The 15,839-nt window shown below is 60.4% G+C and carries 9 protein-coding genes, 1 tRNA gene and 4 pseudogenes; 5 read left to right on the top strand and 9 right to left on the bottom strand.

The window, feature by feature from the left end; translation table 11 throughout:
- Positions 1-227: 227 nt before the first annotated feature.
- The 3 pseudogenes from J3P73_RS37465 to J3P73_RS37455 form a co-directional block, all read right to left on the bottom strand.
- Positions 228-548, bottom strand: a pseudogene (locus J3P73_RS37465) (hypothetical protein); the annotation flags it as partial.
- Positions 545-1,011, bottom strand: a pseudogene (locus J3P73_RS04485) (lysozyme). The pseudogenes J3P73_RS37465 and J3P73_RS04485, both read right to left, overlap by 4 nt.
- A pseudogene (locus J3P73_RS37455) lies at positions 986-1,238 on the bottom strand (DUF7940 domain-containing protein). Before J3P73_RS37455 ends, J3P73_RS04485 begins: the two co-directional pseudogenes overlap by 26 nt.
- A 99-nt stretch (positions 1,239-1,337) precedes the next feature.
- Here J3P73_RS37455 and J3P73_RS04480 point away from each other — a divergent pair.
- Together J3P73_RS04480 and J3P73_RS04475 are read left to right on the top strand one after the other, a co-directional pair.
- On the top strand, positions 1,338-2,774 hold the full coding sequence (locus J3P73_RS04480) for an MBOAT family O-acyltransferase (RefSeq protein ID WP_130771123.1): 1,437 nt from the start codon (positions 1,338-1,340) through the stop codon (positions 2,772-2,774).
- A gap of 3 nt (positions 2,775-2,777) precedes the next feature.
- Positions 2,778-3,950, top strand: a complete 1,173-nt coding sequence (locus J3P73_RS04475; RefSeq protein ID WP_130716729.1) for an alginate O-acetyltransferase AlgX-related protein — start codon at positions 2,778-2,780, stop codon at positions 3,948-3,950.
- A 5-nt stretch (positions 3,951-3,955) separates the two neighbouring features.
- Here J3P73_RS04475 and J3P73_RS04470 read toward each other — a convergent pair whose 3' ends face one another.
- The gene (locus J3P73_RS04470; protein WP_130696579.1) at positions 3,956-4,381 is read right to left on the bottom strand and encodes a transposase; all 426 of its coding nucleotides are present in this window, start codon (positions 4,379-4,381) and stop codon (positions 3,956-3,958) included.
- 190 nt (positions 4,382-4,571) lie between these two features.
- Between J3P73_RS04470 and J3P73_RS38245 the strand changes: the two are divergent.
- Positions 4,572-4,792 (top strand): annotated as a pseudogene (locus J3P73_RS38245) (IS110 family transposase); the annotation flags it as partial.
- Positions 4,793-4,889: 97 nt separating this feature from the next.
- Here J3P73_RS38245 and J3P73_RS04460 read toward each other — a convergent pair.
- Both J3P73_RS04460 and J3P73_RS04455 read right to left on the bottom strand, forming a co-directional pair.
- A tRNA-His gene (locus J3P73_RS04460) sits at positions 4,890-4,966 on the bottom strand.
- Positions 4,967-5,096: 130 nt separating this feature from the next.
- On the bottom strand, positions 5,097-5,546 hold the full coding sequence (locus J3P73_RS04455; RefSeq protein ID WP_003545621.1) for a phasin: 450 nt from the start codon (positions 5,544-5,546) through the stop codon (positions 5,097-5,099).
- Between the two features lie 213 nt (positions 5,547-5,759).
- On the opposite strand from J3P73_RS04455, the gene J3P73_RS04450 reads away from it, so the two are divergent.
- Positions 5,760-9,602, top strand: coding sequence for a sensor histidine kinase (locus J3P73_RS04450; RefSeq protein ID WP_130716727.1), 3,843 nt, complete (start codon positions 5,760-5,762; stop codon positions 9,600-9,602).
- Positions 9,603-9,892: 290 nt separating this feature from the next.
- On the opposite strand, the gene J3P73_RS04445 is transcribed toward J3P73_RS04450, so the two are convergent.
- A complete protein-coding gene (locus J3P73_RS04445; RefSeq protein WP_130716725.1) occupies positions 9,893-11,845 on the bottom strand; it encodes an acetoacetate--CoA ligase in 1,953 nt (650 codons plus the stop codon).
- Positions 11,846-12,121: 276 nt separating this feature from the next.
- On the opposite strand from J3P73_RS04445, the gene J3P73_RS04440 reads away from it, so the two are divergent.
- A complete protein-coding gene (locus tag J3P73_RS04440; RefSeq protein WP_024320920.1) occupies positions 12,122-14,014 on the top strand; it encodes an AsmA family protein in 1,893 nt (630 codons plus the stop codon).
- A gap of 89 nt (positions 14,015-14,103) precedes the next feature.
- On the opposite strand, the gene J3P73_RS04435 is transcribed toward J3P73_RS04440, so the two are convergent.
- On the bottom strand, positions 14,104-14,922 hold the full coding sequence (locus tag J3P73_RS04435) for an ABC transporter permease (protein ID WP_017967096.1): 819 nt from the start codon (positions 14,920-14,922) through the stop codon (positions 14,104-14,106).
- A 3-nt stretch (positions 14,923-14,925) separates the two neighbouring features.
- Complete coding sequence (locus J3P73_RS04430; protein WP_024320921.1) at positions 14,926-15,837, bottom strand: ABC transporter permease subunit; 912 nt, start codon at positions 15,835-15,837, stop codon at positions 14,926-14,928.
- Positions 15,838-15,839 lie beyond the last annotated feature (2 nt).

The raw sequence follows: 15,839 nt of genomic DNA, 5'->3' as shown, positions 1-15,839 counted from the left end.
ATAAGAATTGACGAGTGTCAGGAATTTACCACAGTGAAATCCCGGTGCGCCCCTTGCCGTTGGCGCGGTCAAGCGCCTGGCGCTCGCGGGCGAGGACAGCGATCAGCGCCTGGCTTTCCTCGACGGGTGCGTGGGCTTCCTCCTTGCGGAGATCATCAGGAAGCGGCGGAAGACAATGCCGGCTTGCGCCTGCCCTTTGAGGGTAGCCGCACGGTTGAGGCGCTCAGTGCAGTGACAGCGCAAGCGCAGTTCTTTTCCGAATGCTGAAGCTCATAGGATTGGATCTCGATTTCGAAGGTGTCTCTGCAGCCTGCTCGGCGGCGGCAAGGCGCTTGCGGTGCTCGTCGCTAGCCTGGGCTGTCCCGTTGCGCTGGCGTTCCATCTGAAAAGCTCTGGCCTCTCCTGCAGTCTTTTCGGCCACGAGGAAATATCCTGCCCTCGCTTCGCGCGCTGCGCACGGATAGCCTATCGAGACAGCATGGAGGGATACAGTAGCGCCCAGCGGCCCCGCCTGCCCCGAGCTTGAGCGCATCAAGGATGCCCATCATAAGAACTCAATGCAGAACTGACTTTCTTTCTGGCTGCGCCTGGTTAAACCGGGAAAGACGATGCCGGCGGCACTGTTCCACTTCAGAAGGGCTTCGCAGACTTCAGCAGTCTTGCTCTCGTTGATGAGTTTGACCGCGCTGAATCCACACGCAGCTTCGACACCGACATTATAGCTGAACGAGGTCAGGGCGACAAAACGGGCATCCGGCAATGGAACCTTGACGCACTTCTCTATCCCGGCCACATAGGCCTGCAGTTCCAGAGACATCAGCGCGCCTTGCACTGCTCCACTGTCTTGTAATCCCCCGGCTAGAAGCCATTGGTGCTGCCATAGCAGATCGCCCATGGCTGTCCCTGCGTTGCCGGATCGCGATAGGCATTCTGGCGCAGCCCCTCAAAACTTGCGCCCACCGCAACGGCCATGGCCGCGGCGGCACTACGCTTCTGCAGGCGGTTTGCCACTCAAATCTCCTGAGATTTTTTGCTGGAAGACGATGCGCGCCACAACGGCGGCCGCGGTAAGAAGGCCGGTGACCGCTGACATCACGAGTTGGATATAGATGTTGTAAGAAACCCAAGCCTCGGCAAAGAGAGGTAGACGGCCTCTAGAATGATGATAAGCAACGCCGGTGCCACCAACCGCACCGACCAGGCCGCTTCAGCACCTCCCGCCAGGTATGGACGAGCATGGACGTCTCCCGTTGTAAGTAGTGGGAAACGACCGCCGACCGGTTGACCTATCGGTGCCTACTATGTATTCCCGCCTTGGCTAATTCTCGGAAAAGCGAATGCTGTTTTCATCGCCCGTATTCGTCAGCTTTTTTCTTCCGCTAGCGATCTTCAGTTACTTTTTGCTGCCGTTCCGCAGCGTGACGCTGCTGATTTTAAGCTTGGCGTTTTATGCCTGGGGCGACCCGGTCATGGTTTGGCTTCTGATCTTTGTTATCGTCTTCAACTATGTCTTCGGCCTTTCGATCCATCAGTCAGGTCGTTACAAGCGCCTGCTCCTGGGAATTGGCGTCGCGGTCAACCTCCTTGTGCTCATAATTTTCAAGTATGCCGCGTTCATCGTGGACAACTTGGATATCCTGCTGAGACAGGTGAGCCTGCCGGAAGTGCCCGTGCCCCATATCTTGCTTCCGCTAGGTGTATCGTTCTTCACATTCCAGGCGATCAGCTATCTCGTCGATATTTACCGACGAGACGTTCAGCCGGAACGAAACTTGATCCGCATGGGAGTGTTCAAAGCATTCTTCCCGCAGCTGATCGCCGGCCCGATCGTCCGTTACAAGGAGATAGCTGGGGATCTGCGAGATAGAACTGTAAGACTTGAGAGCTTTTCGGCGGGCGCCGAGCGATTTGTCATCGGCTTAGCCAAAAAGCTCCTGATTGCCGATCCGCTGTCCATCCCGGTCGACGTCATCTTTCGCACCGATGCCGGCGACCTCAGCAGCCCGCTCGCTTGGATGGGCATCGCATCATTCGGGCTGCAGATCTATTTTGATTTCTCCGCTTATTCTGATATGGCGATCGGCCTCGCCAAGATGTTCGGGTTCCACTTTCCCGAAAATTTCGACATGCCCTATACGGCGTCAAGCGTTCAGGATTTCTGGAGGCGTTGGCACATGACGCTATCGAGGTGGTTTCGCGACTATCTCTATATACCGCTCGGCGGGAATAGGTACGGCCAGGTGAGGACCACCATCAACCTTTGGATTGTCTTTGCAACAACTGGTATCTGGCACGGCGCCAATTGGACATTCTTAATCTGGGGCCTCTGGCACGGCGCCCTTCTGACGCTGGAGCGGACCAAAGTGGGCAGGTCCATTGAACGCTGGCCACTTGTGGTTCGTCGTTCCTACACAATTGTTGCCGTGCTGATAGGATGGGTATGGTTTCGATCCCAAAACGTCGATCACGCAACCGGCTATCTCTATGCGCTGTTCTTCGGAGGCTTTGATGGGGCGCCTGCAGACATACTCCGGCTCTACAATCCCTTCCTCCTTTCGGCTTTTTGCATTGGAGCAGCGCTTGCCATCGGAGCATATCCAAAAGTGACAGGAATATTCGGTTGCCGTGTGGCCTCTGGCGAGGCATCGGACGTCCTTGTTGCTAGCTCTCTTCAGGAGGCAACGAGAAACTTGGCGTTGGTCGTTGTAGGTGCAATAGCCCTGTCAGCCGCCGCCGCCAGCACCCTGCAAGCCTTCCTCTATTTCAGGTTCTAGGCCATGCGCGTCGCTCTAAAACTCCTACTTCCATCTGTCTTATTGACCGCGTTGACATGCAACGCCGCTCTCACCTTCATGGGATGGCAGGCCCCGTCGAACGTTGATGAAAACAGAGAGATGGCAAAGCCGCCGGCGTGGAACGACAGCCTTAGCGCCTATGTGAGAGGTCTTGACGCATGGCTCACGGATAACTTCGCTTTTCGAAAGCCTTTAGTTTTTGCCTTCAATAAAGCGCTCTATTCCGGCTTCGATTCCACGCTCGCCCGCAACGTTGTTGTTGGCAGGGACGGCTGGATATTCGGCGCCGAATTCGATGGGCAGGGCTCGGTCGGCCCGCGTACGCTCAGCGACGAATATATAGCCAAGGCAAAGCAGGCCCTTATCGAGCGAAAGGCTTGGCTCGACAAGCGCGGCATTCATATGCTCGTCCTCTTCATGCCTACGAAAACGGCGATCTACGGCAATAGATACATGCCCGAGAGCTGGCATTTCGATGAAAACCTTCCAACGGAGTCGGAGCAACTCTATAAAGCGCTCAACGACATCATGCCGGAAAGCATTGTCCCGGTTCGACAGGCTATGATACAAGCCTCGCAGACCGCCGAACTCTACTATCGCACAGACCCGCATGCTACCCAGCACGGTACCTTCGTGGCCTTCCAGCAGCTGGCCTCCCATATTGAGCGATACTTTCCGCAAATTGCCCCATCTGCCTTCCCTCCCTACAGCCTCAAGATCGACTATTACCAGCCAACCGCCTTCGGGAGGATGATGGGGTTGCCGTTTCAAGATGCAAGTTGGGTCCCCGTTCCGGACGGTGAATATCGCTTCACTTCACCGCCGCCGCCAGCGTCAACGGCCCTGCTGCCGGTGGGGAGTCGCCTCACTTATTACGAAAACAGCCACGTCCGAAAGGTCAAAGTGGCGCTTATGGGAGATTCGTTCACGAACAGGATGGCGGCGATCTTCGGCGAGGTTTTCAGTCAGTCCGCCACGGTCAACTTGAACAATGTTTTCGAGGACCCGGACGACAAATTCCCGGCCGCCTTTTTGGATGCCTATCGACCGGACTTTGCTGTTTTCCTTTTCGTAGAATCCCGCCTCGTCGAGTGTTCGCAGGGCTGCGGCGAGTTCCCGATCATAAACCCGGATGTCGTCCGGTCTGGCGAGTAAGGCCGCTAGATCGATCCGTTCTGCTGGCCGGTGACATGGTGACAGAACTTATTGTCGTTTTCCGACCGCTGCACATGTGTCGCGCCGTCCCAATGAATGTCATAAGTGTAGCCAGCGCCGGCCCTCGACGGGCCCGGAAACGGCGGCTCCGGAGCGGGCGGATCAACGATCACCGCTGCAAATTCTACCGCATCCTCAGGCGCGGGCAGGACAAGCTTGCCCTGCCGCGCCATTGTTCGCCAGGAGGACAGGTGGTTCGGTTTTAAGCCATGTCGCTCCGCGACCGCATTCACCATCGCGCCGGGCCGAAGGCTCTCAGAAACGATCTGCGCCTTCACCTCATCCGGCCAGTGCCCGTGAACCTCACGCCCAGACTTCTTGGTCGTGAGAATCTCCAATGTATTCTCCATGGAAAAACTCCCTTCGGTCATCCATGGGAGGTCGATCACAGATTAAAGCGGACAGAACAACGTTAGGGCGGAACATCGGTTACGCTGAATCGGGGGGCGCTCTGGATAGGCCGGAGCCTTGCCCCACGCTTAGTGAGGGCGAACCGTGGAAGATGAGAGCGTAATATTTATCGGCGTGGATTACATCAAAGCTGAAGATATCGGTGGCGACATCTCTTCGGAGCCGGCATCGGTGGCATCGATGATCAACAAGCTTTCCAAGCGCGGAGCCAAGCTTCACTTTTGCTGAGGCCGGTACCACGGCTACGGCCTTTATCGCCAGATTGTTGAACTGGGGCATAACTGCGTGGTGGTGGCGCCCTCGCTGGTGCCCAGCGCGCAGGTTACCGGGTGAAGACAAACCGCCGGGATGCCATGAGCCTGGCGCGCCTGCACCCAAACCACGGACAACCGGTTCGGCTCGAGGTTATCACCCATCGACTCAGGGACGATCTGTTACCTATGTCTTCGGTATGGACAAAGGGGGAGATGGTACGGTTGGGGGGTCTCGAACCTCCGACCTCAGGTGCCACAAACCTGCGCTCTAACCAACTGAGCTACAACCGCATAGATCGCGCTTGGCGCGACGGGGGTCACATACGAGGACTTGGCGACGAATTCAAGTCCCATTCGTCGTCAATATACAAAAAGGCTGGACAGGAGGTCCAGCCTTTTATCTCCGATCGGTAAAGACCGATCAGGCGACCTTGAAGGAAGCCATGGCCTTTTCGGCGGCGTCCTTGGAGGGCTTTGCGAGCTTCTCGGCCACCTGCTTGGTGGTTTCCTGGATCGACTTCGCCTGCTCGACTGTGAGTTCGGCCTGCTTGCGGATGAACGAGGTCTGCAGCTCGAAGAATTCGGCAGGCGACTTGACGCCGAGCAGCGCTTCGAAGTGCGACAGCGAGTTCTCGGAATTGATGCGCAGGATGTCGATCGCCTTCAGGCCGATCTCGACGCTGCCGGCCTGTGCCGTCTGGACAGTGGCTTCAAGCGTCTTGCCGGCTTCCTCGCCAGCGGTCTTCAGCTTGGCATAGGCATCCTTCGACTGCTGAGCGCCCTTTTCGGCGAACTCACGGAAAGATTCGGTGAACTTCGACGGGTCGAAAGAAGCAATTGAAAAAACGTCGTCGGTCTTTATGGTAGCCATGGGTCGCATCCTTTGGGTTGAGGCAGCCGCTGCCTGCGTTAGTTGGATGATGCTTATATAAGACATTTCATTGTGCGTTGCAACAATTATTGTGCAATGCACAAGACGTTAACCTTTCCGGCCGAAAACCCCCTCCTCTGCTGGACCGGCATGCGCCCCGCAGTTATTAATAAGCCGTTAATTTAAGAAGGCCGACAGCGACAAGGTTCGAACATGCCCGCAGTCCAATATCCGTTCATCGACATCGCCGTGCATGCACGGGTGCGGGAACGCTTTTCACGCGGCGAGGCCATGGTGCTGTTTTCGGCCGATCTTGCCCGTCTGCTCTGGGCGAACGGTGCAGGTGCCGAGCTTTTCGGCCATTCGGCGGTCTATGATCTGCTCGATCAGGGGGTCGACCGCGCCGACATCACTTTCCGCCAACTGGAAACGGCGGCGCGCCAGCTTACCGATATCGGTGACAGCCGCAGCCTGATGATCCGCGTTGCCAAGGGCTTTCAGCGTGCACAGGTACAGGCGGCTGCCGAACTGATCCGCCTTTCCCAGGGCGAAAAGGCCATTCTGTTTTCGGTGCCGGTCTCGGCAAAGCCGCTCGCGTCAGGCGCATCGGCGGCCCAGATGCTGCAGGGACTTGATGATCCCGATACACATATGGCGGTGATCGGCGCCAATGGCGAGGTCATCGCGGCTTCGCCGGGCTTTGCCTCGCTCGGGATCTCCGAGCAGACGGCAAAGACCTTGATCAGCCTTGCCGGCGCGCATCCCGACCGATTGGTGAAGCGACCTGTCGCCACCGGCAGAGGCAATCTTCCGGCCGCGGTCGGCAAGCTCAGCGACGATCCGGCGCTCAATCTGCTCTTTGCAGTGGAGACCGCGATCGGTCTTCTCGACCCGCTCGACCCGGTCGATGCGCCCGCACAGGAAGAAAGCGCGCCACCGGCCGAAGCGCTTCAGGACGAACCTGTCGCCGCCGCAGGCTTCACCGAAATCATCGACGCGGTTTCGGGGATCGAAGAGGTCGAGGAGACGCTCGAGGAGATCGCCGGGGAAAGCGAACAGCCGACGGAGACTGCGGCGGCATCCACAGACGAGGCGGTTGAAGAGACGCAAACTGCAGGACATGCGGAGCCGGATAACGACGGCGGCGTGATCGACAGTGGCGCGGATGAGGCCGAGGAGCCCGCCGCGATCATCGAGGACGACTTGGCCTCCGTTGCGGAGACGGCGGAAACAGCGGCGCCGGCGGAAGCGCCTGTCGACACCAGCGAAACGTCTGTCGAAGACACGGAAGCGGTCCACGAAGAACCCATCATGGCAACGGCTGTGGTCCCCGACGCGCGCCCTGCCGTTGAGCTTGCGGCTGAGCCCGGCTTCGTCTTCAGGCCGAACAGCCGCGCCACCCGTTTCGTCTGGAAGATCGACGCCGAAGGCCGGTTCAACGAGGTCAGCCACGAATTTGCCCAGGCCGTCGGTCCGCATGCGTCCGACATTATCGGCTCTGCCTTCGGCGACGTCGCTGCCCTCTTCAATCTCGATCCTGACGGCAAGCTTTCCGAGGCGCTCGCCCGCCGCGACACGTGGTCGGGCAAGACGATCCTCTGGCCGGTCGAAGGCACCAGCCTCGTCGTTCCGGTCGATCTGGCGGCGCTGCCGACCTATACCCGCAACCGTGACTTCGATGGTTTCCGCGGCTTTGGCGTCGTCCGGCTTTCCGATGCACAGGAAGATCCGCTGGCGCTCGGCCTGACACTCGGCCCGGACGGCATCGGCCATGATGCAGCGAGCCTCGGCCCGCCCGCCGAGACCATTACCGAGGTGGCACACGAAGCGGAGACAGCGCTTGAAGCGGCCCCGATCGAGCCCGCCCTGACGGACGGGATCGAGGACCAGGCGCTTACGACAAGCGAGCCGCCGACAGAGCCAGCGCCGGAAGAGATCGCCACCGAAGAGGCGACCGTCGAGGCATCTGCCCCGGAAAGTGCTGCGGAAAAAACGGAAGGCAGCGCACAAGCCGGCGACGTGTCTGCCACCGAGCCAGCAGCGGAGTTTTCGGACGAGCCGCCGGCGCTTCGGATTTCGGAAACGCCCAATCGCCGTTTCTCCGACAAGATCGTTCAGCTCCACAACAGCGGCGCCGGACTGACGGCTGCCGAACACGCCAATTTCCGCGAGATCGCCAAACGTCTCGAAGCCTTCGGAACCCGCAAGGAAGAGCCTGTCGCCCCGGCGCCGATGGAACCCAGCGCCGCGGCGTCGGCGGAACCCGCCGTCACGGAAACGGCGGGCTTCGAAGAGGCCTCCGGACCCGAAGAGTTCGAGGCCGAAACTCCCACCGCCGACAAGGCGGAAATACCGTCGATCGAGGAGATCGCGCCGCAGGAGGCGATCTTCGAGAATGCCGTCGAGGTGCAGCGCGAAGACGACGGCGCCACCGAAGAACCGGCTGTCATCGCCGAGGACGAGGCGACGGAAGGGCTGGAGGAGACGGTCAGCCAGATCGAGGTTCTCACCAGCTTCATCCCGCCGCGCGTCAAGATGACGGACGGGCTGTCGATCGGAACGGTCGACCTACTACCTGTTGCCGTGCTCATCCATGTTGGCGATTCGCTGCTCCACGCCAATCCGGAGTTTATGCGGCTGACCGGCTACAATTCGCTCGAGGCATTGCGTGAGGTGGGTGGCATCGAAGCCCTGCTGCAGCGCCGCGAACTCGAGGAGAGGGCCACCGGTTCCAGCACCATGATGCTCGTCAAGGCCGATGATACGCTGGCGCCGGTAACCGCGCGGCTGCAATCGGTGCGCTGGGAAGATGCCAACGCCCTGATGCTGGCGCTGATGCCGGTGGAAGGCAAGGACGATGGCCGTGGCGAAGCAAGCCGTTCCGAGGGTCGTTCCGAAGGCCGCCCCGAGCGGATGGTCGAAAAGGTCGCCAAGCTTCAGGTCGAAGTGGAAGAATTGCGCTCGATCCTGGAAACTGCGACCGACGGCGTCGTCGTCATCGGCACGGAGGGTGACATCCGCTCGATGAACCGCTCGGCCAGCGCGCTTTTCAACTACGACGAGCAGGAGACGCGCGGCAAACCCTTCGTCATGCTGTTTGCCCATGAGAGCCAGAAGGCGGTCATGGACTATCTGAACGGCCTCTCCGGCCATGGCGTGGCAAGTGTGTTGAACGACGGGCGCGAAGTGATCGGCCGCGAGGCCGCCGGCGGCTTCGTGCCACTGTTCATGACGATGGGCCAACTCACCTCCTCCAATGGCTATTGCGCGGTAATCCGCGATATCACCCAGTGGAAGCGCACCGAGGACGAACTGCGCAACGCCAAGGGTGCGGCCGAAACCGCCAACGCTCACAAGACCGATTTCCTCGCCCGTGTCAGCCATGAGATCCGCACACCGCTCAACGCCATCATCGGCTTTTCCGACATGATGGCGGGCGAGCGTTTCGGGCCTATCGGCCATCCGCGTTATATCGAATATGCCAACGACATCGGCCGCTCCGGCCGGCACGTGCTCGACATCGTCAACGACCTGCTCGACATTTCGAAGATCGAAGCGGGCGAAATGGACCTCGACTTCGCCGCTGTCGGCCTCAACGAGGCAGTCTCCGAGGCCGTGGCGCTGGTACAGCCGCAGGCGAACGGCCAGCGCGTCATCATCCGCACGGCCCTGTCGCAGGCAGTGCCCGAGGTCGTGGCCGATCTGCGCTCGATCAAGCAGATCGCCCTGAACATCCTGTCGAACGCCATCCGCTTCACCCCATCAGGCGGGCAGATCGTCGTGTCCACCTCCTATGAGGCGAATGGCAGCGTCGTCCTCAGGGTCCGCGATACCGGCGTCGGCATGACGCGAAGCGAACTCGACCAGGCGATGAAGCCGTTCCGGCAGGTCTCCTCGACCCAATCGCGTCATCGCGGCGACGGCACCGGGCTCGGCCTGCCGCTGACCAAGGCGATGGTGGATGCCAACCGGGCGACATTCTCGATCAATTCGGCGCCGAACGAGGGCACGCTCGTCGAGATCACCTTCCCGTCACAGCGAGTGCTGGCCGGCTAAAGCACCGTGCGTCGATTCAAAAAGTGTTACAGCGTCCTTTGCGCGCATAACAGAGACCTGCTGCGGTGTAAGCGCCATAAAGAAAAGGCAGCCAAAGGCTGCCTTGAATTTGGTGCTGTTCAACAAGAGCTCGGTGAATCAACGTCATGTTTCGGAGGCCAAAAGGCCTCAGGCCGCCTCGTTCATGTGCGGCCCCCAAGATAGCTTCACATTTGACAAACCTTTCTTAACGAAAGGTTTCCATGACAGGATATTGATAAAGGGTGAAAGCTTGTAATCTACGATCGCGGTCAATCCTTCAGTTCGCTTAGCCCGGCGAAGAGCCGCAGCGCCTCAGGATTGGCAAGCGCTTCCTGGTTCTTCACCGGCCGGCCGTGAACGACCTCCCGCACAGCAAGCTCGACGATCTTGCCGGATTTGGTTCGGGGAATGTCGGCAACCGCGATGATCTTCGCCGGCACGTGCCGTGGCGAGGCGCCGGTGCGGACACGCGTCTTGATCGCCTTGACGAGATCCTCCGTCAGCGTCACATCGGGGGCAAGGCGAACGAAGAGGATGACACGCACGTCGTCGTCCCACTCCTGGCCGATGCACAGCGCCTCGGCCACCTCCTCCATCTGCTCTACCTGATTGTAGATCTCGGCCGTGCCGATGCGCACGCCGCCGGGATTGAGCGTCGCATCCGAACGGCCGTGGATGACAAGGCCGCCATGCTCCGTCCATTCGGCGAAATCGCCGTGGCACCAGACATTGTCGAACCGGTCGAAATAGGCGGCGCGATATTTGGCGCCATCGGGATCGTTCCAGAACATCACCGGCATCGACGGGAAGGCCTTGGTGCAGACGAGTTCACCCTTCTCCCCGCGCACCGGTTTGCCATCATCACTCCAGACGTCGACCGCAAGGCCGAGGCCGGCCCCCTGGATCTCACCGCGCCAGACCGGCTGCAGCGGATTGCCGAGCACGAAGCAGGAAACGATGTCGGTGCCCCCTGAGATCGAGGCGAGCTGTACATCCTTCTTGATGCCCTCATAGACGAAGGTGAACCCCTCAGGCGACAGCGGCGAGCCGGTCGAGGTCATCAGCCGGAGGCTGGAGAGATCGTGGCTCTCACGCGGCGTCAGCCCGCCCTTGCGCACCGCATCGATATATTTCGCCGAGGTGCCGAAGATGGCGAATTTTTCGGCCTGGGCATAGTCGAACAGCACGTTGCCGTCGGGTGCGAAGGGCGAGCCGTCGAACAGGCAGAGCGTTGCGCCGCTGGCAAGGCCGCTGACCAGCCAGTTCCACATCATCCAGCCGCAGGTGGTAAAGTAAAACAGCTTCTCGCCCGCCTCCAGGCCGCAATGCAGCCGCTGCTCCTTCAGATGCTGCAGCAGCGTTCCGCCGGCCGAATGCACAATGCACTTCGGCACGCCCGTGGTGCCCGATGAAAAGAGGATGTAAAGCGGGTGCGAAAAACCGAGCCGTGTGAACTCGACCTCCCTTGCCTCGTAGGGCGCGACAAAGGCTTCGAGCGTTAAAGCCCCCGGGGTCTTGAGCGCCACCGCCTCGGCATCGCCGGCGTAATGGACGATGATCGTCGGGACATCCAGGCTTTTTGCGACCGCAGCGACCTTGGCGCCGACATCCTGCAGCTTGCCGGAATACCAATAGGCATCGCAGGCGATGAACAGCCTTGGCTCAATCTGGCCGAAGCGGTCGAGCACACCCTGCTCGCCGAAATCAGGCGAACACGACGACCAGATGGCGCCGACCGAGGCGGCGGCGAGCATGGCGGCGACGGTCTCCGGCATATTCGGCATCATCGCGGCGACGCGGTCGCCCTTGCCGATGCCGAGTGCTACAAAGGCCTGCTGCAGCTTCGAGACCAGCGCGCGCAGCCGGTCCCACGACCAGCGGTCCTCGGCCTTGTCCTCGCCGCGGAAGATGATCGCATCGCCGTCACCGCGGCCAGACAGCAGGTTCTCGGCGAAGTTCAGCGTCGCATCAGGAAAGAAGCGGGCTTCCAGCATGCGGTCGCCATTGGCAAGCACCTCTGCGCCACGCTCCCCCTGCACGCCGCAAAAATCCCAGACGGTCGACCAGAAGTTCTCCCGCTCGGCCACCGACCATGCATGCAGATCCTCAAAGCCCGAAAGAGAAAGCCCGAAGTCGGCATTGCAGCGCTCCATGAAGGCATGGATCGGGCTCTTTGCAATGGCATCCTCCGAGGGCACCCAAAGTGGTCTGTTATCCTGCATTCAATCCTCCTCCCCAATGCCGTCCTTATATCATGCTGCATTGCATTATAAAGCGTGGAACCGACGCGATCCGACGCCTAGAGTATGATGTCGAAAAGTGTGAGCGATTTTCGGACGACATCATGCTCCAACTATTCAATTGAAAGTGCTACAGCGTCCTTTGCGCGTCTGAAAAGACGCGCGGCGCTGTAGGGGATTTGCATATGCCTGATATTTCCTATATCCGGCGAAATCAGCGCATAACGGGATGACCGGCTGAATTTGCCGGCGGAGATCATGAGCACGTCAAGACATCGCAGGTGGCGCAGGAAGATCGGACCCGTTTCGCGCTGGCTTCCGGCCTTCGCCCGCCTGTCGACGGTATTCCTGCTGATCGCGCTGGCGCTTTTCGTGGCGCTCAGGGTTGCCGCGCCCTATCTCATTTCGACCGGCTTCGTGCGCTCCGGCATCGAGGACGCGCTGTCGAAATGGACGGGCTACCATGCCGAGATCAAGGGTAGTCCGGTTCTCGAATTCTGGCCGACACCGCGCATCACGCTGAACCAGATCACCATCCGCCAGCCGCGCGAAAGTGGCGATAAGCTGCTCGGCAGCATTGAAAGCCTGTCTGCCGATTTCAGCCTCATCGATGCGTTGCGAGGCCGGACGAGCTTCCACGAATTCCATTTGGTGCGCCCCAACCTGGCGCTGACGCGCGACGAGAAAGGCCTGATCGACTGGAGTTATGCCGGCCTGCTCGCACGCGCGATCAGCGGCGTACGCTACGAAAACGGCGCTGAGGTGCTCGATCCTGATCTCGATGCCGAGATCGGCGCAGTGACCGTCGAGGACGGCACGCTTGTGGTCACCGACGTCAAGACCGCCAAGGCCTATCATTTCGGCAGCGTCACCGCAGATATCGCCTGGCCGAGACTTTCCGGCGCGATCTCGGCGGTCGTCATCGCCCGCATCAACGGCGAGGATTTGAAGGTCGATTTCGCCTCACGCCAGCCGCTGCTCGCCTTTGCCGGCAGGAATGCCGAGACACGGACGTCGCTCACATCAAACCTTTTGACGGCGCACTTTCAGGGGATTGCCAGCATCGCCAGCCTTTCGGCCCTTTCCGGCAATATCACCGCCAGCATTCCCGATGTGCCGGCGCTGCTGACATGGTCGGGCAAGTCGATCCCCGGTATCGCAACGCTGAAGAGCGCTTCGCTGGAATCCGACATCATGTCGTCGGGCAACGGGCTGCGCTTTAACAATCTCAGTCTCTCGTTGAACGAAGCGAGCGCCACCGGGGTGATGGACCTTTTCACTCAACCCGGCAAACGACCGAAAATCGGCGGCACGCTCGCCTTCGACCAGATGAACCTCAAGCCCTTCCTCGACGCCTTCGCGCTGAGGCTCGCCGCCGGCGAGGCAGAGGAAATCTCCGCCGGCATAGGCGGGCCGCTGCAAGCGCTCGATGTCGACGTCAGGCTTTCGGCGCGGCGCGCCCAGATGGGGCTCTTCGAGCTTTCCGACGTTGGCGCCAGCATGATCGTTGCCGGCGGCGAGGCGAAATTCGATATTGGCGACAGCCAGTTCGAGGGCGGCGAGATGACCGCACATCTGGAAGCGACGCAGCGCGACTTCGACGGCGGCGGGAAGCTGCAGCTGTCGATTCGCAATGCCGACTTCGCAGCCCTTGCCGAGCGCCTCGCGCTGAAGGGTCCGCTGCCGCTAGCAACAGGATCGCTCGATCTCGACCTGCAGTCGCCAAAGGCGATCTGGACGACCGGTCTTGCCGACGTCACCGGCAAGCTGCACTTCTGGACGGGCGAAGGCACGATTCCCGGCATCGATGCCGCTGCACTCCGGACGCAGGCGGCCGACAAGCCGTTCTTTCCGCTGAGCGCGGCAGCAGGCGGCGCCTTCGCCTTCAACCAGCTGAACCTTCAGGCCGATTTCGCCAACGGCACCGCCGAGATGCACGACGCCCATATCGCCGGCGCCACGCAGACACTGACGCTTTCCGGCGTCATCACCTATCAGTCGAACGGGCTGGCGCTTTCCGGATCGCTGGAGGCAACCGATCCGGCCAAGGCCGCGGAGCTGCCGCTTCTGCCGTTCTTCATCGGCGGTTCATGGCCGAACCCGGTGATCTCGCCGGTTCCGCTTTTCGGCAATACACCTCACGCGCAATGAAGCATGTCGCGCAAAAGTGTGCAGCGGTTTTGCGATAACGACATGCGTAAAATAGAGACATAAAGCGCGAGGAGCACGCGCTTTAGACCTCATGCGCCGGCCGCGGCGGCGCGCTCGTCCCTCTGGCGCTGCGTTTCGCGGCGCTTGGTGATGATCGAGGCGCAGATGACGCCAACCGCGACGATGCCGATCAGGATCGTGCACACCGCGTTGATCTCGGGCGTCACGCCGAGGCGCACCTGGCTATAAATCCTCATCGGCAGCGTGGTGGCGCCAGGTCCCGACGTGAAGCTCGCAATCACCAGATCGTCGAGCGACAGGGTGAAGGCAAGGATCCAGCCGGAGGCGACGGCGGGCGCGATGATCGGCAGGGTGATTTCGAAGAAAGTGCGCACCGGCGGCGCGCCGAGATCCTGGGCCGCTTCCTCGATCGAATGATCGAAACTCAGCAGGCGCGACTGCACGACGACGGCAACGAAGCACATGGTCAGCGTCGTATGCGCAAGCGTGATCGTCCAGAAGCCGCGGTCGAGACCGATCGCGACGAAGAGCAGCAGCAATGACAGGCCGGTGATGACCTCCGGCATGACGAGGGGGGCATAGACCATGCCCGAAAACAGCATGCGACCGCGAAAGCGGGTGTAGCGCACCAATGTCAGCGCCGCCATCGTGCCGAGGATGGTTGCCAAGGTTGCCGACAGCAGCCCGACGCGCAGCGTTACCCAGGCAGCGTCAAGCAAGGCCTGATTGCTCATCAACGAGACATACCATTTCGTCGAGAAGCCTCCCCAGACGGTCACGAGCTTGGATTCGTTGAAGGAGAAAATGACGAGAAGCACGATCGGCAGATAGAGGAAGGCGAAGCCGAGGGTGACGGAGAGGATGTTGAAGCGGGTCCATTTCAACATGGCTTATTTCCCCCGCTCTTCGGCTTTAGCCTGGACATTCTGGAAGAAGACGATCGGGATGACCAGGATCAGCAACAGGATGGTCGCCACCGCCGAGGAAACCGGCCAGTCGCGGTTGGAGTTGAATTCGTTCCACAGCGTCTTGCCGATCATCAGCGTCTGCGACCCACCGAGCAGATCGGGAATGACGAATTCGCCGACGGCCGGGATGAAGACCAGCATGCAGCCGGCCACCACGCCGGGGATCGACAGCGGGAAGGTGACGCGCCAGAAGGCGGTGATCGGCGGGCAGCCGAGATCCTGCGCGGCCTCGATCAGCGTGCCGTCCATCTTCTCGAGCGCCGAATAAAGCGGCAGCACCATGAAGGGCAGATAGGAATAGACGATGCCGATATAGACGGCGGTATTGGTGTTGAGGATGATCAGCGGCGTGTCGATGAGGTGCAGCGACAGCAGCAGCTGGTTGAACAGGCCCTCCGGCTTCAGGATGGCGATCCAGGCGTAAACGCGGATCAGAAAGCTCGTCCAGAAGGGCAGGATCACCAGCATCACCAGCGTCGGGCGCAGGCCACGCGGCGCCTGCGCCATGCCGTAGGCGATCGGATAGGCGATCAGCAGCGTCAGGAAGGTTGAGATCGCGGCGATCACCACGCTCGACACATAGGCATTGAAATAGAGCGGGTCGTCGGTGAGGTAGGTGTAATTGTCGAAGGAGAGTTCACTGAGCTTGCTTAAGAGGCCAGCCCAGCCGTCGGCGAAGGTGAAGACGGGCTCATAGGGCGGCATGGCGATCGCCGTCGTCGACATCGAAATGCGGAAGACGATGAAGAAGGGTGCCAGGAAGAAGAGCAGCAGCCAAGCGTAAGGGATGACGATGACGAGGCGATTGTAGAGGCCGGACGTGAACTTGCCCATGA

This window comes from Rhizobium ruizarguesonis, from assembly GCF_017357285.1.
GTDB classification, from domain to species: Bacteria; Pseudomonadota; Alphaproteobacteria; order Rhizobiales; family Rhizobiaceae; genus Rhizobium; species Rhizobium ruizarguesonis.
Note: the sequence above shows the minus strand (reverse complement) of the source record. Positions and strands in the feature narration are given on the sequence as shown.

What these genes read in the sequence shown, in the direction of transcription:
- J3P73_RS04480 (WP_130771123.1), top strand. Translation starts at nt 1,338, where the DNA reads ATGCTGTTTTCATCGCCCGTATTCGTCAGCTTTTTTCTTCCGCTAGCG.
- J3P73_RS04475 (WP_130716729.1), top strand. Translation starts at nt 2,778, where the DNA reads ATGCGCGTCGCTCTAAAACTCCTACTTCCATCTGTCTTATTGACCGCG.
- J3P73_RS04470 (WP_130696579.1), bottom strand. Translation starts at nt 4,381, where the DNA reads ATGACCGAAGGGAGTTTTTCCATGGAGAATACATTGGAGATTCTCACG.
- J3P73_RS04455 (WP_003545621.1), bottom strand. Translation starts at nt 5,546, where the DNA reads ATGGCTACCATAAAGACCGACGACGTTTTTTCAATTGCTTCTTTCGAC.
- J3P73_RS04450 (WP_130716727.1), top strand. Translation starts at nt 5,760, where the DNA reads ATGCCCGCAGTCCAATATCCGTTCATCGACATCGCCGTGCATGCACGG.
- J3P73_RS04445 (WP_130716725.1), bottom strand. Translation starts at nt 11,845, where the DNA reads ATGCAGGATAACAGACCACTTTGGGTGCCCTCGGAGGATGCCATTGCA.
- J3P73_RS04440 (WP_024320920.1), top strand. Translation starts at nt 12,122, where the DNA reads ATGAGCACGTCAAGACATCGCAGGTGGCGCAGGAAGATCGGACCCGTT.
- J3P73_RS04435 (WP_017967096.1), bottom strand. Translation starts at nt 14,922, where the DNA reads ATGTTGAAATGGACCCGCTTCAACATCCTCTCCGTCACCCTCGGCTTC.
- J3P73_RS04430 (WP_024320921.1), bottom strand. Translation starts at nt 15,837, where the DNA reads ATGGGCAAGTTCACGTCCGGCCTCTACAATCGCCTCGTCATCGTCATC.